Raw genomic sequence first — 19,187 nt, forward strand, 5'->3', positions numbered from 1 at the left:
TGCTGCTAGCTGCGGTAGTTCGGCGCCTCGACGACCATCTGGACGTCGTGCGGGTGGGACTCCTTGAGCCCCGCCGCCGTGATGCGGACGAACTTGCCACGGGCCTTCAGCTCGGGGATCGTGCGACCGCCGACGTAGAACATCGACTGCCGCAGCCCACCGGTGAGCTGGTAGACGACGTTGCCGACCGAGCCGCGGTAGGGCACCTGGCCCTCGATACCCTCGGGGATGAGCTTGTCGTCGTTCGGCACGTCCGCCTGGAAGTAGCGGTCCTTCGAGTACGAGGTCTTCTTGCCACGGGTCTGCAGGGCCCCGAGGGACCCCATGCCGCGGTAGGCCTTGAACTGCTTGCCGCCCACGAACACCAGGTCACCGGGGGACTCGTCGGTGCCGGCGAGCAGCGAGCCGAGCATGACGGTGTCGGCACCGGCCACCAGGGCCTTCGCGATGTCGCCCGAGTACTGCAGGCCACCGTCGGCGATGATCGGCACACCGGCTTCACGTGCGGCGAGGGAGGCCTCGTACACGGCGGTCACCTGCGGCACACCGACACCGGCGACGACGCGCGTGGTGCAGATGGAGCCCGGCCCGACGCCGACCTTGACGGCGTCCACACCGGCGTCGATGAGCGCCTGGGCGCCCGCGCGGGTGGCGACGTTGCCGCCGATGACGTCGATCGCGTCGAACGTCGGGTCGGCCTTGAGACGGCGGACCATGTCGAGCACGCCTTCGCTCTCACCGTTGGCGGTGTCGACGACGAGCACGTCGACGCCGGCGTCACGCAGGGCCTCGGCACGCTGCCAGGCGTCGCCGAAGAACCCGATCGCGGCACCGACGCGGAGCCGGCCCTCGTCGTCCTTCGTGGCGTCCGGGTACTGCTCGCTCTTGTCGAAGTCCTTGACGGTGATGAGGCCGCGGAGCTTGCCGTCGGCGTCGACCAGCGGCAGCTTCTCGATCTTGTGCTGCGCGAAGATCGCGATCGCCTCTTCGGGGTCGATGCCCTCCATCGCGGTGATCAGCGGGGCCTTCGTCATGACGTCGCGCACGTACGTGGTGGCCTGCTCGAACGTGGCCACGAAGCGCATGTCGCGGTTCGTGATGATGCCCACGAGGGTGCCGTCCTGCTCGACGACCGGCAGACCGGAGACGCGGAACTGGCCACAGAGCGCGTCGACCTCGGCCACGGTGGCGTCCGGGGTGGTGGTCACCGGGTTGGTGATCATGCCCGACTCCGAGCGCTTGACCTTGTCGACGTAGGCAGCCTGGTCCTCGATGGACAGGTTGCGGTGCAGGATCCCGATGCCGCCCTGGCGCGCCATGGCGATGGCCATGCGGGCTTCGGTGACGGTGTCCATCGCGGCGGAGAGCAGCGGGACGTTGACGGAGATCCGCTTGGTGAGCCGGGACGCCGTGGACGCCTCGCTCGGGATGACGTCGGTGTGCCCGGGCAGCAGCATGACGTCGTCGTACGTGAGTCCGATGAATCCGAACGGATCCGGCTGGTCCATGGGTCCCCTTCGTGGGCGAGTGAAGTGTCGAGACACCGGGAACACGACGACGGGTTCCGGATAGGACATGGTAACGCGAGCGGCTGTCGCCGCATTCCGCCTGGAGGCACGGATCGCGCCCGCCTCGGAGCGTTCCTCCACAACGTCACAGTTCGGGTACGAATCACACAGGGAACGTGTTGGAAACACGGGTGTCACAAAATCCCCATAGGTTCCTCGTCATCCGAACGAGAGGCTCTTCCGTGGGATCCATCACTCCTCCGGGACGGGCGCAGCCGCGCCTGTTCCGCCTCCGCCACGCACGACGACGACCGGTCCTCGCGGCCGTGCTCGTCGCCGCGTTCCTGGCGACCTTCCTGATCGACTGGGCGGTCACCCTGCCGGCCTTCAGCGCCACCTCGGCACCGGCCACCAGCCAGGCGTGCACCGTCAGCCCCGACAACGGGTGCATCCAGGGCACGATCACCGACTCCGAGCGTGAACCGGCCGAGGGCGTCGACGTCGACGTGACCGGCCCGAGCGGCTTCGACCAGACGGCCACGACCAACGGCGACGGCCGCTGGTCCGTCAGCGTCGACACGGCCGGCGAGTACACGGTGAGCGTCGACCAGGGCGCCCTGCCGAAGGGCCAGTACCTGACGAACGCCGCCGACGCCGACCGCAAGGTGCAGGCCACCCTGAACGCCAACGTCGGGCAGATCTTCCAGCTGTCCGACCAGAAGGGCGCCACGACCTCGACGGACTCGTCGGGCGTGAGCATCCAGCGGGCCTGGCAGCAGTTCGCCTCGGGTCTCCGGCTCGGGCTGCTCATCGCCCTGGCGTCGATCGGGCTCTCGCTCATCTACGGCACGACCGGGCTGTCGAGCTTCTCGCACGGTGAGCAGGTCACCCTCGGCGGTCTGCTGGCGTACGTGTTCGCCAACCAGCTCGGCTGGAACATCTGGGTCACCGGCATCGTCGTCACGCTGTTGTGCGCCGCGACCGGGTACCTGCAGGACGCCGCGATCTGGCGGCCGCTCCGGCGACGGCGCATCAGCCTGACGCAGCTCATGATCGTGACGATCGGTCTGTCGATCGCCGCCCAGTACGCGTTCCAGTACTTCTTCGGAGCCTCGACGGTCCGCATCCAGCAGGGCAACCCGGAGACCGTGCGGTTCGCCGGAGTCACCCTGACGGTGCAGTCCTACGTCGCCATGGGGATCGCGCTCGTGGTCCTCGTCGCGACCGGGCTCTTCCTGGCGAAGACGCGCTTCGGCCGGGCGACCCGCGCCGTGTCGGACAACCCGGCGCTCGCCGCGGCCTCCGGCATCGACGTCGACCGGGTGATCCGCTTCGTGTGGACGCTCGCCGCCGGCCTCGCGGGGCTCTCCGGTGTGATGCTCGGACTCGTCCTGAACGGCGTGAACTGGCAGACCGGGCTCCAGCTGCTCCTGCTCATGTTCGCCTCGGTCACGCTCGGTGGCCTCGGCACCGCGTACGGCGCCCTGGTCGGCTCGATGATCATCGGCGTCGTCGTGGAGCTCACGAACCTGGTGCTCCCCGGTGACTTCAAGTACGCCACCGCCCTCATCATCCTCATCCTCATCCTGCTGTTCCGGCCGCAGGGCATCTTCGGCCGCGCCGAGCGGATCGGCTAAGGGAGCACGCGCATGGACTACATCCTCAACCTGCTGTCCTCGCTCACCCAGGAGGCACTCGCCCCGACCACGGCGGCGTTCGCGCTGGCCGCGATCGGCCTGAACGTGCACTTCGGGCTCACCGGCCTCGTGAACATGGGCCAGGCGGCGTTCCTGCTGCTCGGCGCCTACGGCTTCGCGATCTCGATCACCAACGGACTGCCGTTCGTGATGGCGGTCCTCATCGCCCTGCTCGTCGCGATCGTGTTCGCGATCATCCTCGGCATCCCGACCCTGCGGTTGCGCGGCGACTACCTGGCGATCGTCACGATCTCCGGCGCCGAGATCATCCGCATGGTGGGCCGCTCGAGCCTGCTCACCTCGACCACGGGTGGCTCGAACGGCATCACCGGGTCGAGCTACCGCGACCCGTTCACCGCCCTCAGCCCGCTGCCCGACGGCACCACCACGATCCTGTGGTTCACGTACGCGAACAACGGCGTCAACGGCTGGTGGATCCGCATCGCGGCGTGGGCCATGGTCGCCCTGTTCACCCTGGTGCTCTTCCTGCTCATGCGCAGCCCGTGGGGCCGCGTGGTGAAGGCCATCCGCGAGGACGAGGACGCCGTCCGCTCGCTCGGCAAGAACGTCTACTCGTACAAGATGCAGGCGCTCGTGTTCGGTGGGGCGCTCGGTGCGATCGCGGGCATCATCTACGTGCTGCCGAGTTCGGTGCAACCGGACGCCATGGGCCGCTCGATGACGTTCTTCATCTGGACGGCGCTCATCCTCGGTGGTGCGGCGACGGTGTTCGGACCGGTGCTCGGAGCCGTGCTCTTCTTCGTCGTCCGGCTCTTCATCCGCACGCTGGCCGGCGACTTCATCCCCGACTCGATCATGAACGCGCAGCAGGCCGAGCAGTTCTCGTACGTGCTCGTCGGCGTCGCGCTCATGCTGCTCATCGTGTTCCGTCCACAGGGGTTGCTCGGCAACAAGAAGGAGCTGACGTTCAGTGTCTGAGACCTACGGCCACCCCAAGGCCGACCCGATCCTCACCGTCGACGACGTCACCCGCCGCTTCGGGGGCATGACCGCCGTGGACGTCGACCACCTCGAGGTCCAGCGCGGCTCCATCACGGCTCTCATCGGCCCGAACGGCGCCGGCAAGACCACGTTCTTCAACCTGCTCACCGGGTTCGACAAGCCGAGCCCCGGAGCGAAGACGCAGTTCAACGGCGCCACGCTGCAGAAGACGAGCGCGACGCACATCGCGAACAAGGGCATGGTCCGCACCTTCCAGCTGACCAAAGCGCTGTCCCGGCTCACCGTGATGCAGAACATGCTCCTCGGCGCCCGCGACCAGCCCGGCGAGAACTTCTTCGCCGCCCTGGTCAAGCCGGTGTGGGCGAAGCGGGAGCGCGAGATCACGGCCAAGGCCGAGGACCTCCTCGCCCGGTTCAAGCTCGACACCAAGGCCGACGACTACGCCGGCTCGCTGTCCGGCGGGCAGCGCAAGCTGCTCGAGATGGCCCGGGCGCTGATGTCCGACCCGACGATGATCATGCTCGACGAGCCGATGGCCGGCGTGAACCCCGCGCTCACCCAGTCGCTCCTCGGGCACATCCAGTCCCTGCGCGACGACGGCATGACCGTGCTCTTCGTCGAGCACGACATGCACATGGTCCGGCACATCTCGGACTGGGTGGTCGTGATGGCCGAGGGCAAGGTCGTCGCCGAGGGCCCGGCGGACACGGTGATGGACGACCAGGCCGTGATCGACGCCTACCTCGGTGCGCACCACGACACCGACCTGGGTGACGACTCGCTCCTCACCGAGGAGACCTTCGAGGAACTGGCGGAGGAAGTCGCCGAAGAGGACGCAGCAGAGGAGACGACCCGATGACGGACGCAACGGACCCCACGAACGCGAGCAGTGCCTCCAGTCCGTCCCCGGCGGCCACGCTGGAACGCGAGCCGGTGCTCAGCGCCAAGAACCTCGTCGCCGGCTACCTGCCGGGCGTGAACATCCTGAACGGCTGCGACCTGGACTGCTACCCGGGCGAGCTCATCGGCATCATCGGGCCGAACGGTGCGGGGAAGTCGACGCTCCTCAAGGCGCTGTTCGGGCTCGTGTCCATCCGCGAGGGTTCGGTGACCCTGCAGGGGGACGACATCACGAACCTCAAGGCGAACAAGCTCGTGCAGGCCGGTGTCGGCTTCGTGCCGCAGACGAACAACGTGTTCCCCTCGCTGTCCATCGAGGAGAACCTGCAGATGGGGCTGTACCTGCGGCCCCGGAAGTTCGCCGAGCGGCTCGAGGTCATCTACGACCTGTTCCCGGTCCTCGCGCAGCGACGCAACCAGCGGGCCGGATCGCTCTCGGGTGGTGAGCGGCAGTCCGTCGCGATGGCCCGTGCGCTGATGATGGACCCGAAGGTGCTGCTGCTCGACGAGCCGAGCGCCGGACTGTCCCCCGTGCGTCAGGACGAGACCTTCCTGCGCACCCGCCGGATCAACAAGGCCGGTGTGTCGATCATCATGGTGGAGCAGAACGCGCGACGCTGTCTGCAGATCTGCGATCGTGGGTACGTGCTCGACCAGGGGAAGAACGCGTACTCGGGCACCGGGAAGGAACTCGCTGACGACCCCAAGGTCATCGAGCTCTACCTGGGGACGCTCGCCAAGGACGTCGACGCACAGCGCTAGCGCTGTCGTCGGCTACGGGTACCGCTGTGGGGGTGGTATCCGTGACGGGTGGGGCCGTGCGTGGTCGCTTCGCGCCGCACGGCCCCGCTCCTGTACCCGGCCTGGAGGCGCGGCTCGCCCCTGGTTGCATGGCTGTGGTCGCATGACGCCGTCGTGTTCCGTCGACGCCGCGGTCCCGTCGAGACGCCTCGGAATTCGGCGGCGTCTCGACGGCGTGGCGGTGTCCTGCGCTGACGACGGCGTCTTCGGCTGACGACGGCGTCGCCCGTCGCACCCGGCCAGGAGGCGCGGCTCGCCCCGCGCGGGTCGGTATCGTTCCGCGGGTGCGCACCTCCGGACCCCTCGTGCTCGACGCCCTCGTCTGGCTCGTGTTCATCGCGCTCTTCGTCGGGGCGGCGCTGCTCGTCAAGGTCGCGGCCGTGCTGCTCGTCGTCCTCGTGGTGCTCGCGCTCCTGCTCGGCTTCGTGCTGCGGGCGCTCCGGAAGCGCCGACGGCCCCCGCGGCGTCCGCGCTGACGGCTGCGTGGTGATGGCTGCGTGGTGCGAGGTTCCGCACGTCGTGCGAACCTCGCGACCTCGCACCGAACGCGGAACCTCGCACCGTAAGCGGCAGGCCTCGCACCGTGCGAGGTTGCCACCGCCCGCACCGTCCGGCCCGTGCACGCCGCAGAGCCCGCCCGGTAGGCTGTCCGAGTGAGCGAAGTCGAGATCGGTGCAGGCAAGCGCGGACGTCGGGCGTACGCGTTCGACGACATCGCGGTGGTCCCCTCCAGGCGGACGCGTGACCCGCGCGACGTCAGCGTGCAGTGGTCGATCGACGCGTTCACGTTCGCGTCGCCGATCCTGTCGGCGCCGATGGACTCCGTGTCCTCGCCGGCGACGGTCATCCAGATGGGCAAGCTCGGCATCCTCGGTGTGCTCGACCTCGAAGGTCTGTGGACCCGCTACGAGGACCCGACCCCGTACTACGACGAGATCAAGTCGCTCACCGACGGCAACGTCACGAAGCGCATGCAGGAGATCTACTCCGAGCCGATCAAGGCCGAGCTGATCACCGCACGCCTGGCCGAGATCCGCGCAGCCGGGGTGCCGGTCGCCGGTTCGCTCAGCCCGCAGCGCACCCAGGAGTTCTCGAAGACGGTCGTCGACGCCGGTGTCGACCTGTTCGTCATCCGCGGTACCACGGTCTCGGCCGAGCACGTCTCCCAGACCGAGGAACCCCTCAACCTCAAGAAGTTCATCTACGAGCTCGACGTCCCGGTGATCGTGGGCGGTGCCTCGACGTACACGTCGGCGCTGCACCTCATGCGCACCGGTGCCGCCGGTGTGCTCGTCGGCTTCGGTGGCGGCGCAGCGTCGACCACCCGCGCCGCGCTCGGCATCCACGCCCCGATGGCGACCGCCGTCGCGGACGTCGCCGGTGCCCGTCGCGACTACCTCGACGAGTCGGGCGGCCGGTACGTGCACGTCATCGCCGACGGCGGGCTCGACACCGCGGGCGACATCGTCAAGGCCATCGCCGTTGGTGCCGACGCCGTCATGCTCGGCACCGCGCTCGCCCGCGCGACCGAGGCCCCGGGTGGCGGCTACCACTGGGGTGCCGAGGCGCACCACCCCGAGCTGCCCCGCGGCCGCCGGGTCGAGGTGGGCACGATCGCCCCGCTCGAGAACGTCCTGAACGGTCCGACGCCGACCCACGACGGCCGCGCCAACCTGGTCGGTGCCCTGCGCCGCTCGATGGCGACGACGGGATACTCCGACGCCAAGGAGTTCCAGCGAGTAGAAGTGGTCGTGGCGCCGTACCACCAGTGACGGTGGCACCCGGGCACGAACCCGGGTGACGCCACGGCGCCGACCGTGACCCGGAGGCGACGATGGCCAAGTCCAGCACGACGAAGCAGACCAGCACGGCCGGACGTCCGCGTGACGTCACGCCCGGCGTGGGGTTCGACCCCGCGGCGAAGCTCGGGCCGGACGAACGTGCGGCCGCGATCGAGACGCTGAAGACCAAGGAGCTCGACGTCCTGGTCGTGGGCGGCGGGATCGTCGGTGCGGGCAGCGCGCTCGACGCCGTGACCCGCGGCCTGAGCGTCGGCATCGTCGAGGCCCGCGACTGGGGCTCGGGGACGTCGAGCCGCTCGTCCAAGCTCGTGCACGGCGGCATCCGCTACCTCGAGCAGCTCAACTTCGCGCTCGTCCGCGAGGCGCTCATCGAACGCGGCCTGCTGCTGCAGCGCATCGCCCCGCACCTGGTGAAGCCCGTGCGCTTCCTCTACCCGCTCAACCACCGGGTCTGGGAGCGCTTCTACATCGGGATCGGCATGGCGATGTACGACGTGTTCAGCTGGTCCGGCGGCCGTCCGCCCGGCGTCCCGCACCACCGGCACCTCAGCCGGAAGCAGGTGCTCAGGAACATGCCCGGGCTCAAGAAGGACGCCTTCGTCGGCGGCATGACGTACTACGACGCCCAGGTCGACGACGCGCGCTACGTCGCGTCGCTCGTGCGCACCGCGGCCTCGTACGGCGCTGAGGCAGCCAGTCGCGTCCGCATCGAGGGGTTCATCAAGGTCGGGGAGCGCGTGGTCGGCGCGCAGGCCCACGACATCCAGACCGGCGAACGGTTCGAGATCCGCGCGAAGCAGGTCGTCAACGCCACCGGTGTCTGGACCGACGACACCCAGGCGATGATCGGCACCCGCGGCCAGTTCAAGGTGCGGGCGTCGAAGGGCGTCCACCTCGTCATCCCCCGTGACCGGTTCCAGTCGAACACGGGCATGATCTTGCGCACCGAGAAGAGCGTGCTCTTCGTCATCCCGTGGGGCCGCCACTGGCTCGTCGGCACGACCGACACCGACTGGTACCTCGACAAGGCGCACCCGGCAGCGACCGCGGCGGACATCGACTACATCCTCGAGCACGTCAACAAGGTGCTCGCCGTCCCGCTCACCCGCGAGGACGTCGAGGGCGTCTACGCCGGCCTCCGCCCGCTGCTGGCGGGGGAGTCCGACCAGACCTCGCAGCTCAGCCGCGAGCACGTCGTCGCGCACACCGTGCCCGGGCTCGTCGTGGTCGCCGGCGGCAAGTGGACGACGTACCGCGTGATGGGCAAGGACGCCATCGACGAGGCCGTCGCGGCCATGGACGGCAGGATCCCGGAGTCGACGACCGAGGACATCCCGCTCCTCGGCGCCGAGGGCTACCCCGCCGCGTGGAACCGACGCGCCCGCACCGCACGGAGCTTCAACGTGCACAAGGTCCGCATCGAGCACCTGCTCAACCGCTACGGGACCCTCGCGACCGAGGTGCTGCAGCTCGTGGAGCAGGACCCGGCACTCGCCGAGCCGCTGCCGGGGGCCGACGACTACATCGGCGCCGAGGTCGTCTACGCCGCCTCGCACGAGGGCGCCCTGCACCTGGAGGACGTCCTCGCCCGCCGCACCCGCATCTCCATCGAGGCGTGGGACCGCGGCGAGTCAGCAGCGCCCGTCGCCGCGAAGCTCATGGCGGACGTGCTCGGCTGGGACCAGGAGACGACCGAGCACGAGGTCGCGAACTACCTGAAGCGCGTCGCCGCCGAACGGGAGTCGCAGCTGCAGCCCGACGACGAGAGCGCGGACCGCGTGCGGCTCGAGGCCCCGGACATCGCGTTCGGCTTCGACGAGGACGACGTGGTCGTGGGCGGCGGCCGTTCGGACGGCGCCGAGGGCGCGAAGGCGTCCGACGAGCAGGTCGTCGGCGAGAAGACGAGCGAGCCGGAGTAGCGGGCAGCGTCGCGGACGCACCACGGGCCTCCAGGCCAGCAGACCGGACTGGAGGCCCGTGGTGCGTCCGTCAGGCGACCTGCGGTCCCGACGTGGCCCGGAGGGCGCGTCGCCGCTCGCCGAACACGATCACCACCGGGATCGCGACCAGCGCGATCAGGCTCGTGACGTACAGCACACCGGCACAGGTGGTGTGGGCGCCGCCGCTGACCCCGTAGCCGTCGGCGATGTCCATGCCGAGTTGGAAGCCGGCGACGAAGAACGGGACCGCACCCGCCGCGATGATCCCGAGCATCCAGGCGACGACGAAGTGCGGTTCCACGCGCCGCCAGAGCGTCACCGTCGCGACCACGAGCGCCAGCGCGACACCGATCGCCGCGGTGACGAGGACGGCGACGACGTCACCGCGGACGTCGAACCCCTGCCCCTCGAGGTGCGCGTGGATCGCTTCCAGCGAGGTGCCCGGCACCGCCGCGAGCGGATCCAGCACGAGTTGCTGCACCGCGAGCAAGGCCGCGTACAGCGCGACGACCAGCACCCCGACGACGGCCACGACGATCCGTGTTCTCCCCATCCACAGAACAGTAGTGGGAGGAATGCGCGGGACCACCGGGTGGTTAGCATGGGGGTACTCGAAGAGGGAGCCATCATGGTCGACGTCCATCGCGTCAAACTCCCCGGAGTCGGCGTGCTGCACAGCTTCTACACCGACGACGGTGGCAAGTGCGGTGTCATCACGCACCGGTCGGGGCACTCCGACCTCATCTCGTTCGCCGACGTCTCCGACGGCGCGGACAAGTCCGAGAAGGTCTCGCTGCGTCTCAGCGAAGACGAAGCGCACACGCTCGCCGAACTCCTCGGCGGCACCCGGATCACCGAGGGCCTCGACAAGCTCGACGAGATCCCCGGGCTGTCCATCGACTGGTTCTCCGTCGACTACGACGACGCCATCGCGGGCAAGCCCCTCGGTGACCTGCACGACTCGGGGTTCATCGGCCTGACCGTCGTCGCCGTGGTCCGTGGCGACAGCGCCAACCCGGCGCCCTCGTCGGACTTCGTCGTCTTCCCCGGAGACACGATCGTCGTCGCCGGATCCCCCGAGAAGGTCGCCAAGGCGTTCTCCTTCTACCGCAGCGGAGAGCTTGCGGCCGCCTCGGCCGAGGCCCCGCGGAAGAGCTAGCGCATGCACCTGGGTGGTGAGCTGCTCACCATCGGTGTGCTCTTCGTCATCGCCTACGTCCTGGGACGGCTCGGCAAGACCATCGGTCTGCCGGCCATCCCGATCTACATGGTGGTCGGACTCGTCGCGAGTCCGAACACGCCGTGGTTCGGGCTGAGCGTCGAGTCCCACACGATCGAGCTCATCGCGACGTTCGGGCTCATCCTGCTGCTGTTCAACCTCGGGCTCGAGTTCGACCAAGAGGAGTTCTACGGCAACGCCGGCAAGCTCCTGGTGTCCGGCGGCACCTACGTCGTCATCAACATGGGCGTCGGGTTCGCCTTCGGGTTCTCGCTCGGCTGGGGCACCCGCGAAGCCCTGATCATCGCCGGCATGACGGCGACGTCCTCGAGCGCCATCGTGACGAAGCTCCTCATCGAGCTCCGGCGCCTGGCGAACGACGAGACCCCGATGATCCTCGGCGTCACCGTGATCGAGGACGTCTTCATCGCCGTCTACCTGGCGATCGTCTCCGTCGTGCTGTCCGGCGACACCAACGTCTGGGCCGTCGTCGGCAAGTTGGCACTCGCGTTCGGGTTCCTCATCGTGATGTTCACGCTCGCGCGCTTCGCGGGCAAGTGGGTGTCGAAGATCTTCGCCACCCGTGACGACGAGCTGTTCACGGTGCTGTTCTTCGGACTCGCGGTCATGTTCGGCGGCATCGGCGACCTGCTCGGCGTGACCGACGCCATCGGTGCCTTCGTCATCGGCCTGCTCTGCGGAGCGACCCGGTACCGCGACCGCATCGAACAGCTCGCCCTGCCGATGCGCGACGTCTTCGCCGCGTTCTTCTTCGTCAACTTCGGGCTCGGCCTCGACCTGTCGACCTTCGGCGAGGTGCTCTGGCCCGTCCTCGGTGCCATCGGCATGACGGTCGTGCTCAACGCGGTCGCCGGCCAGATCGTCGCGCGGATGAACGGCTTCAACGTCCAGCAGGGCATCAACACCGCCGTCATCCTGGTGAACCGTGGCGAGTTCGCGCTGATCCTCGCGACCCTGTCGGCTGCCGCCGGGCTGGAGGCGCGGATCACCGCCTTCGCGGGCCTCTACGTCCTCTGCATGGCCGTCCTCGGGCCGCTGCTCGCGGTGAACTCGGACCGGATCGGCCGCCTCGTGGTGCGCCCGGGCCGGCTCATCCGCCTGCGCGGACGCCTGGGCGGCCGACGCGCCGTCGCCGCGGCAGCCGCTGCCGAGAGCGCCGAAGCGGCCGAGGCCGAGGCGGACGCGACCGCCGCGGCGCGGAAGGCCGAGCGGGACCGCCAGTTCGCCGAGGAGTTCGCGCTCGTCGAGGCGGCTGGCAGGGACGAGCGAGACAATGAGGGGTCCGACCCGACGTCCGCCCCCGTGACGTCGCCGGTCGAGATCCCCGCCGAGCGCCCCGAGCGCCCGGTCCGACAGCGCGATCCGGAGTACTGATACAGATGTGGGCCGTTGCCCGACGACCGAGGTGGATCGCGCTGCTGTTGCTGGCGCTCGTGCTGGCGGCGGTGTTCGCCGGGCTGGGCAAGTGGCAGCTGGAGCGGTCGATCGCCAACGGCAAGCCCCTGCCGGCGACCACCGAGACCCGCCGCACGCTCGAGGCGGTCACGACCCCCGAGCGCCCCGTCAGCGAGAGTCTCGCCGGGCAGAAGGTCACCGTCACCGGGACCTTCGTCGCCGACGACACCACCGTCCTGACCGGCCGCACCGGGGGTGGGAAGTACCAGACCGTCGGTCACCTCGTGGACTCGGATGGTGGGGCGAGCCTCCCGGTCGTCATCGGGTGGTCCGACCAGCGGTCGGCCGCCGTCGACGGGGGCGAGCGCCTGGCAGACGGCCAGACGCTCACGATCCAGGGCCGCTACTACCCGGCGGAGTCGCCCGACCAGGACGCCTACAAGAAGGGCCAGTACTCCGCCGTCGCCCCCGCCCGGTTCGTGAACACCTGGCAGGCCTTCGACGACCGCATGTACCTCGGGTACGTCGTCGCCGACGGCACCACCGCGAAGGCCGCCGACCTCGGCACCATCGCCGACCGGGCACCGTCGCGCGAGGTCCAGTTCGACTGGCTCAACCTGTTCTACGCGATCGAGTGGGTCGTCTTCGCCGGCTTCGCCGTGTTCCTCTGGTACCGGTTCGTGAAGGACGCCTGGGAGCGCGAGCAGGAAGAGGAGCGCGAGGCAGCCCTCGCCACCGAAGCCGACGCGCTCCGACGGTAGGATTGCCGGCATGGCCCTGACCGTCCGAACCCGTGACATCCCCAAGATCCCGGGGGCGGTGAAGTGGTACCGCGTCTCGGCGTACATCACCGGTGTGCTGCTGCTCGCCCTGGTGGTCGAGGTCATCATCAAGTACACGCCGCTGCAGCTCGAGATGCAGCTCGGCAACGGTCCGTTCTTCGTGCCCAACGGCACGGCGGGCGAGACCCCGGGCACGTTCAACCTGTCGATCGCGATCCTCATCGCCCACGGCTGGCTGTACGTGCTCTACCTCTTCACGGACTTCCGTCTGTGGAGCATCATGCGCTGGAGGCCGTCGCGCTTCCTGCTCATCGCCCTCGGGGGCATCATCCCGTTCATGTCCTTCGTGGTCGAACACCGCATGCAGCAGCGGGCCATGGACACCTACCACGAGCTGATCGCTGCCCAGCAGCGTGAGAAGGAGGCCGCTCGGTGAGCGAGACCGAACAGCGTCCCGTCCTCGTCGTCGACTTCGGGGCCCAGTACGCGCAGCTCATCGCGCGTCGGGTCCGTGAAGCGAACGTCTACAGCGAGATCGTGCCGCACTCCATCACCGCGGACGAGGTCCGCGCCAAGGACCCGGCAGCCATCGTGCTGTCCGGTGGTCCGTCGTCCGTGTACGAAGAAGGCGCGCCGTCCCTCGACGGTGACATCCTCGACCTCGGCGTCCCCGTGCTCGGCATCTGCTACGGCTTCCAGGCCATGGCGACCGCCCTCGGTGGCGAGGTCGCGAACACCGGGCTGCGCGAGTACGGCGCCACGGACGTGACGCTCGCCCCCGGCACCAGCACGCTGCTCGGCGACCAGCCGGCGGACCAGGTGACGTGGATGTCGCACGGCGACTCCGTGGCCAAGGCACCGGCCGGCTTCGAGGTGCTCGCCTCGAGCGCGTCGACGCCCGTCGCGGCCTTCGCGTCCGACGAGCGCAAGCTCTACGGCGTGCAGTGGCACCCCGAGGTCAAGCACTCCGTGTACGGCCAGGCCGTGCTCGAGAACTTCCTGCACCGTGCCGCGGGCCTGCCCGGCGACTGGAACTCCAGCAACGTCATCGAGGAGCAGGTCGCCCGCATCCGCGAGCAGGTCGGTTCCGCCCGGGTCATCGCCGGGCTCTCCGGTGGTGTGGACTCCGCCGTCGCCGCAGCCCTGGTGCACAAGGCCGTCGGCGACCAGCTGACCTGCGTCTTCGTCGACCACGGGCTCCTGCGTGCCGACGAGCGGAAGCAGGTGGAAGAGGACTACGTCGCCTCCACCGGTGTCCGGCTCATCACGATCGACGCCGAGCAGCAGTTCCTCGACGCCCTCGCCGGCGTGAGCGACCCCGAGCAGAAGCGCAAGATCATCGGGCGGGAGTTCATCCGCACGTTCGAGGGCGCAGCCGAGGCACTCGTGCTCGAGGCCCAGGCTTCCGACTCCGATGCCGAGGTCAAGTTCCTCGTGCAGGGCACGCTCTACCCCGACGTCGTCGAGTCCGGCGGAGGAGCAGGCACCGCCAACATCAAGTCGCACCACAACGTCGGCGGCCTGCCCGAGGACATGACGTTCGAGCTCGTCGAGCCGCTGCGCACCCTGTTCAAGGACGAGGTCCGTGCGGTCGGCCGCGAGCTCGGGCTGCCCGAGGTCATCGTCGGTCGCCAGCCGTTCCCCGGCCCGGGCCTGGGTATCCGCATCGTCGGCGAGGTCACGAAGGAGCGGCTCGAACTGCTCCGCGCGGCCGACAAGATCGCCCGCGAAGAGCTCACCGCGGCGGGCCTCGACCAGGAGATCTGGCAGTGCCCGGTCGTGCTGCTCGCCGACGTCCGCTCCGTGGGCGTGCAGGGCGACGGCCGGACCTACGGGCACCCGATCGTGCTCCGTCCGGTCTCGTCCGAGGACGCCATGACCGCCGACTGGACGCGTCTGCCGTACGACACCCTCGCGAAGATCTCGAACCGCATCACGAACGAGGTGCCCGACGTCAACCGGGTCGTGCTCGACGTCACGTCGAAGCCGCCGGGGACGATCGAGTGGGAGTAGGGCTCCCCTGAGTCACGAAGGCCCGGTACGCGTCACGCGTGCCGGGCCTTCGTGCGTCCGGGGGCGGCGCGCGAGTCGGTGCCGGGGTCGGTGCCGGAGTCGCACGAACTGCCGTCTGCCGGGACGTCGGACGGCAGTTCGCGCGACCCGGGCGCTGCACGTGCGGCGTGTTGTGCGACCTCGGGCGGCTGGAGTTGTGGGCGTGGGTGCTGCCGGGGCCGTCGAGTGGTCACGACACCCCGCGGGCCCGGTGCCGAGGGGTCACGAACTGTCGGCTGGCCCCGGCCCGGGCGACACTTCGTGACCACTCGGCGGGCGACCGGCGGGGTGTTGTGACCACTGGGACCGCTGCCGCTCTCGCTTCCACCGGCCCGGGAACGACGAAGGGCCCCGGCAGCGCCGGGGCCCTTCGTGTGTGCGGTGGTACTAGTTGCGCGAGCTGCTCGCGATGATGGCGAGGATGCGCAGGATCTCGAGGTACAGCCAGACGAGCGTCACGATCAAGCCGAACGCCGCGGTCCAGGCGTAGATGCGGGGTGCCCCGCGCTCGACACCCGTCTTGATCTGGTCGAAGTCGAGGATCAGCGAGTACGCGGCCATCAGCACGACGAACACGCCGATGAGGACGCCGAGCGGGATGCCGAAGAGCGTCACGCCCATCAGGCCGAACGCGCTCTGCGTCACGCCGGTCCACATCAGGACCAGGTTCACCAGGGAGAACGCCATGTACCCGACCATCGCGATCAGGAAGAAGCGCGTGGCCTTCGGGGTCGCGCGGACCTTGCCCGAGCGGAACAGGAGCAGGGTGACGAAGAACACACCGAGCGTGCCGAACACCGCCTGCGCGACGATGCCGTCGGCCTGGGGGAACGCGGTCTGGAAGTAGTTCGAGATACCGCCGACGAACAGCCCCTCGAACAACGCGTACGTCAGGATCAGACCCGGCGAAGGCTTCTTCTTGAAGGTGTTGACGAGCGCCAGGACGAACCCGACGAGCGCGCCGACGACCCAGACGGCCGGGGGCAGGTTCCAACCGGCCACCGCGCCGACGACGAGCACGCCGAACGCGAGCAGCGTCTTGACGATGGTGTCTTCGTACGACATGCGGTCGGTGTCCACCGGGGACGCAGTCGGACGGTCGTACATGTACTGCAGCTGCTCGGGGGTCATGCCGCCCTGGGCCTGCTGCGGGGTCTGTCCCCAGCCGGCCTGCTGCTGACCAGCACCGCGCCCACCCCAGGTGTTTGCCCCCTGTGCGTTGAAGGCGGGGGACTGGTCGAAACCGGGCTTGAAGGCCATGGTGTCCTCTTCCTAGGAGATTCGAGTCCTCTCAGCCTAGGGGCGCTCGGTCGCGGAAGGCTGAGGATTCGCGGCGAGCGGACGCGGGCCCAGCGGGCCCCGTCGAGGGAAGCCTAGGGTCGCCCGCTGCACGCGCGCCCCGAGGACGTCGAGAGTCCGCCGTCGAGCCAGCCGAGCCCGTCAAGCCCGTCGAGCCCGTCGAGCGCGCCCGTCCCGACGGCAGCGCCGGGTAGAGCCAGGTGACGAGCGCGACCGAGATCGTCATGAGCAGGAACCACGCCACGATCTTCGTCGGTGCCACCGGCTGCCACACCGCGAGCTGCGCCGGGTAGCTCCACGCCCCGGCCCAGGTCGCGACGTTCTCCGCCGCCCAGATGAACACCGCGACGAGTCCCATCGCGACGAGCACGGGCATCCGCAGCGTCGCCCGGTGGATCCGCACGTGCATGGTCGTGCGGGCGAAGAGCAGCAGCACGAGCGCGAGCAGCACGTACCGGGCGTCGGCGACGAAGTGGTGGCCGAAGAAGTTCAGGTAGATCCCGCCCGCCACGACCGCCAGCAGCCACTGCCGCGGGTACCGGTCGAACCGCAGGTCGAACAGCCGGTAGACCCGCACCATGTACGACCCGACGGCGCCGTACATGAACCCCGAGAACAGCGGCACCCCGGCGACGACGAACAGCCCACCCGGCTCGTAGGTCCACGAGCCCATGTGGGTCTTGAACACCTCCATCACCGTGCCGACGACGTGGAACAGCAGGACGACCCGGAGCTCCCGCACGGTCTCGAGCCCGAACACGAGCATCCCGACCTGCAGCAGCACGGCCGCGATCGTCAGGACGTCGTTCCGCATCGCCGCGGGCACCGTCAGGTGCACCACCGCCATGGTCGCGAGCAGCAGCGCCCCGAACGCGCACGCCCAGGCCTGCTTCGCGCCGAACACCAGGAACTCGGTGACGAACACCCGGACGGGTCGGTGCGGCTGGTGCCCGGCGTCGAGCAGACGGCGTGCGGCCCGGTCGATCCGGGCCTCGACGGCGGTGGAGAGCGAACGGACGGTCATGCGGCGATGGTCGGCGTCGTCGCTGGGAACGACGGGCCTCGGAGCGCCGGGTGTGTCCCGCGACACAGGTGCCCCGCTGGTCACTCGCGGCAAGTAGGGTCGCGCCATGACCCTCGTGATCGCCCACCGCGGTGCGTCCGGCTACCGTCCCGAGCACTCGCGGAGCGCGTACGAGCTCGCGATCGAACTCGGCGCCGACGCGATCGAACCGGACCTGGTGCCCACGAAGGACGGCGTGCTGGTGCTCCGGCACGAGAACGAGGTCTCGGGCACCACGGACGTCGCCGACCACCCCGAGTTCCGGCACCTGCGCACGACGAAGACCGTCGACGGCCAGACCCTGACGGGCTGGTTCACCGAGGACTTCACGTGGGCCGAGCTGCAGACGCTCCGCACCCGCGAGCGCCTGCCGGTGCTGCGCCCGGGATCCGCCGAGCACGACGGTGCGCAGCCGATCCTGCGGCTCGTCGACCTGCTCGCGATCCTCGACGCGGCGCCCCGCCCGGTCGGGCTCGTCGCCGAGGTGAAGCACGCCGCGTACTTCGACCGCGCCGGGTTCACGATGGGTGCACTCGTCGACGCCGCGCTCGGCGAGGCCGGGTGGCGGCAGGACGAGCGGCTCACGGTGGAGAGCTTCGAGAAGGGCGTGCTGCGGGACCTGCGCGAGCGGGGGACCGGTGGTCGGCTCGTGTACCTCCAGGAGGCCCGTGGCAGCGCCGCGGACGAGGTCGCGTCCCACGGATCGCTCGCCCCCACCTACGCCGCCGAGCGTTCCGAGGACGCGCTCGCGTCGTTCGCGACCGAGTTCCACGGCATCAGCGTCGACATCGGCACCCTGATGGCCGGTGTCGACAGCGTCGCACTCGGCGACCCGACGCCGGTGCGCAGTGCGATCGTCGACCGCGCCCACGCCGCCGGACTCGCGGTGTACACGTGGACCCTCCGGCCGGAGAACCGGTTCCTGCCGTCGCCGTTGCGTCGTGGCGGCGACGTCGCGGCCTTCGGTGACTGGGAGCGGTGGTTCACGTCCGTGATCCGCACCGGACTCGACGGGGTGTTCGCCGACCACCCCGACCTGGCGGTGCGTGCCCGGTCAGTCCTCGAGCGCCTCGAGCGGGATGCCGGTTGACCGGAGGACCTCGGTGGCCTCCTCGCGTGCGGACGTGGCAGCGGCGCGGAGCCCGGCCAGGTCCTCGGGCCGGTAGAACCACGAGCTCCGGTCGCCGGGTTGGACGGTCCGTTGCGCGTCCGTCAGGTCGGCGTCGTGTTCGCCCTTCCGGAGGTCGGCACGCGCACGGTCGAGCACCTGCAGGACTGCCGAGGCACGGATGACCTCGGCCGCGGGCAGGTCCCCGGGCGCGAGACGGGCGACCCGAGGGTCGATCGGTGTCACCGGGAGGGCCTGCACCGGTGGCTGTCGGCGCCGCCGTCGATCGACGAGGACCGCGACGGCGGACGAGACGACGAGGAACACCACGACGGCGACGAGGAGCCGGGCACTCCTCGGGAACGTCGACACAGCGAGGGCCCCGAGTACGGCCAGGCACAGCCCAGCGGTGACCAGGCCGACCGACAGTGGGACCAGGCACCCCGCCGTGTCCTGTCGAGACCGCTGAGCACGGGCCCGACGGTGGCTCGCGACGATCGCGGCGGGGTCGTCGCGCCCGTCCGGAGGCAGGATGCAGAGGACGTCCTGGGTGGTGGGGACCGCGGCCGACATCGCAGGGAGCGCGAAGACGTCAGGTCGGTCCGGTGTGATCGCCACGGCGCCATCCTGCCGCACG

18 protein-coding genes are annotated in these 19,187 nt (G+C 69.7%); 13 read left to right on the plus strand and 5 right to left on the minus strand.

What is annotated here, in order from left to right:
- Positions 1 to 5: 5 nt before the first annotated feature.
- The gene (gene guaB, locus DEJ01_RS03810; RefSeq protein WP_071404638.1) at positions 6 to 1,508 is read right to left on the minus strand and encodes an IMP dehydrogenase; all 1,503 of its coding nucleotides are present in this window, start codon (positions 1,506 to 1,508) and stop codon (positions 6 to 8) included.
- Between the two features lie 326 nt (positions 1,509 to 1,834).
- Between guaB and DEJ01_RS03815 the strand changes: the two genes are divergently transcribed.
- The 7 genes from DEJ01_RS03815 to DEJ01_RS03845 all read left to right on the plus strand — a co-directional run bounded on the left by DEJ01_RS03815 (position 1,835) and on the right by DEJ01_RS03845 (position 9,590).
- Positions 1,835 to 3,145, plus strand: a complete 1,311-nt coding sequence (locus tag DEJ01_RS03815; protein ID WP_111092235.1) for a branched-chain amino acid ABC transporter permease — start codon at positions 1,835 to 1,837, stop codon at positions 3,143 to 3,145.
- A gap of 12 nt (positions 3,146 to 3,157) precedes the next feature.
- Positions 3,158 to 4,144 (plus strand): branched-chain amino acid ABC transporter permease, encoded by a 987-nt coding sequence (locus DEJ01_RS03820; RefSeq protein WP_027466698.1) that lies wholly within the window; start codon positions 3,158 to 3,160, stop codon positions 4,142 to 4,144.
- Positions 4,137 to 5,027 (plus strand): ABC transporter ATP-binding protein, encoded by an 891-nt coding sequence (locus tag DEJ01_RS03825; protein ID WP_027466697.1) that lies wholly within the window; start codon positions 4,137 to 4,139, stop codon positions 5,025 to 5,027. The genes DEJ01_RS03820 and DEJ01_RS03825 overlap by 8 nt, the downstream gene beginning before the upstream one ends.
- Positions 5,024 to 5,830: an ABC transporter ATP-binding protein gene (locus tag DEJ01_RS03830; RefSeq protein ID WP_027466696.1), complete on the plus strand. Its 807-nt coding sequence runs from the start codon at positions 5,024 to 5,026 to the stop codon at positions 5,828 to 5,830. Before DEJ01_RS03825 ends, DEJ01_RS03830 begins: the two co-directional genes overlap by 4 nt.
- Before the next feature lie 323 nt (positions 5,831 to 6,153).
- Positions 6,154 to 6,345, plus strand: a complete 192-nt coding sequence (locus DEJ01_RS03835) for a hypothetical protein (RefSeq protein ID WP_111092236.1) — start codon at positions 6,154 to 6,156, stop codon at positions 6,343 to 6,345.
- 177 nt (positions 6,346 to 6,522) lie between these two features.
- Positions 6,523 to 7,641: a GuaB3 family IMP dehydrogenase-related protein gene (locus tag DEJ01_RS03840; RefSeq protein WP_027466694.1), complete on the plus strand. Its 1,119-nt coding sequence runs from the start codon at positions 6,523 to 6,525 to the stop codon at positions 7,639 to 7,641.
- A 62-nt stretch (positions 7,642 to 7,703) separates the two neighbouring features.
- The gene (locus DEJ01_RS03845; protein ID WP_071404640.1) at positions 7,704 to 9,590 is read left to right on the plus strand and encodes a glycerol-3-phosphate dehydrogenase/oxidase; all 1,887 of its coding nucleotides are present in this window, start codon (positions 7,704 to 7,706) and stop codon (positions 9,588 to 9,590) included.
- A gap of 70 nt (positions 9,591 to 9,660) precedes the next feature.
- Here DEJ01_RS03845 and DEJ01_RS03850 read toward each other — a convergent pair whose 3' ends face one another.
- The gene (locus DEJ01_RS03850) at positions 9,661 to 10,164 is read right to left on the minus strand and encodes a hypothetical protein (protein ID WP_146247546.1); all 504 of its coding nucleotides are present in this window, start codon (positions 10,162 to 10,164) and stop codon (positions 9,661 to 9,663) included.
- A 75-nt stretch (positions 10,165 to 10,239) separates the two neighbouring features.
- Between DEJ01_RS03850 and DEJ01_RS03855 the strand changes: the two genes are divergently transcribed.
- The 5 genes from DEJ01_RS03855 to guaA are packed head-to-tail and all read left to right on the plus strand — an operon-like array spanning position 10,240 to position 15,041.
- Positions 10,240 to 10,770 carry a cation:proton antiporter regulatory subunit gene (locus DEJ01_RS03855; protein WP_017885470.1) on the plus strand — a complete coding sequence of 177 codons (531 nt, stop codon included), beginning with the start codon at positions 10,240 to 10,242 and terminating at the stop codon, positions 10,768 to 10,770.
- Positions 10,771 to 10,773: 3 nt separating this feature from the next.
- Positions 10,774 to 12,225: a cation:proton antiporter gene (locus DEJ01_RS03860; RefSeq protein ID WP_111028990.1), complete on the plus strand. Its 1,452-nt coding sequence runs from the start codon at positions 10,774 to 10,776 to the stop codon at positions 12,223 to 12,225.
- Positions 12,226 to 12,230: 5 nt separating this feature from the next.
- Complete coding sequence (locus DEJ01_RS03865; RefSeq protein WP_111092238.1) at positions 12,231 to 13,007, plus strand: SURF1 family cytochrome oxidase biogenesis protein; 777 nt, start codon at positions 12,231 to 12,233, stop codon at positions 13,005 to 13,007.
- 10 nt (positions 13,008 to 13,017) lie between these two features.
- Positions 13,018 to 13,464, plus strand: coding sequence for a DUF3817 domain-containing protein (locus DEJ01_RS03870; protein ID WP_017885467.1), 447 nt, complete (start codon positions 13,018 to 13,020; stop codon positions 13,462 to 13,464).
- Positions 13,461 to 15,041: a glutamine-hydrolyzing GMP synthase gene (gene guaA / locus DEJ01_RS03875; protein ID WP_110863189.1), complete on the plus strand. Its 1,581-nt coding sequence runs from the start codon at positions 13,461 to 13,463 to the stop codon at positions 15,039 to 15,041. The genes DEJ01_RS03870 and guaA overlap by 4 nt, the downstream gene beginning before the upstream one ends.
- A 426-nt stretch (positions 15,042 to 15,467) precedes the next feature.
- Here the strand turns inward: guaA and DEJ01_RS03880 are convergent, their stop codons facing one another.
- Positions 15,468 to 16,340: a Bax inhibitor-1/YccA family protein gene (locus tag DEJ01_RS03880; protein ID WP_111092239.1), complete on the minus strand. Its 873-nt coding sequence runs from the start codon at positions 16,338 to 16,340 to the stop codon at positions 15,468 to 15,470.
- Between the two features lie 31 nt (positions 16,341 to 16,371).
- The gene (locus tag DEJ01_RS03885; RefSeq protein ID WP_111092240.1) at positions 16,372 to 17,403 is read right to left on the minus strand and encodes a DUF817 domain-containing protein; all 1,032 of its coding nucleotides are present in this window, start codon (positions 17,401 to 17,403) and stop codon (positions 16,372 to 16,374) included.
- Between the two features lie 106 nt (positions 17,404 to 17,509).
- On the opposite strand from DEJ01_RS03885, the gene DEJ01_RS03890 reads away from it, so the two are divergent.
- Positions 17,510 to 18,532: a glycerophosphodiester phosphodiesterase family protein gene (locus tag DEJ01_RS03890; protein WP_111092241.1), complete on the plus strand. Its 1,023-nt coding sequence runs from the start codon at positions 17,510 to 17,512 to the stop codon at positions 18,530 to 18,532.
- On the opposite strand, the gene DEJ01_RS03895 is transcribed toward DEJ01_RS03890, so the two are convergent.
- Complete coding sequence (locus DEJ01_RS03895) at positions 18,497 to 19,168, minus strand: hypothetical protein (RefSeq protein WP_111092242.1); 672 nt, start codon at positions 19,166 to 19,168, stop codon at positions 18,497 to 18,499. The genes DEJ01_RS03890 and DEJ01_RS03895 overlap by 36 nt on opposite strands.
- Positions 19,169 to 19,187 lie beyond the last annotated feature (19 nt).

Origin of the sequence: Curtobacterium sp. MCLR17_040, from assembly GCF_003234735.1 — a bacterium.
GTDB classification, from domain to species: Bacteria; Actinomycetota; Actinomycetes; order Actinomycetales; family Microbacteriaceae; genus Curtobacterium; species Curtobacterium flaccumfaciens.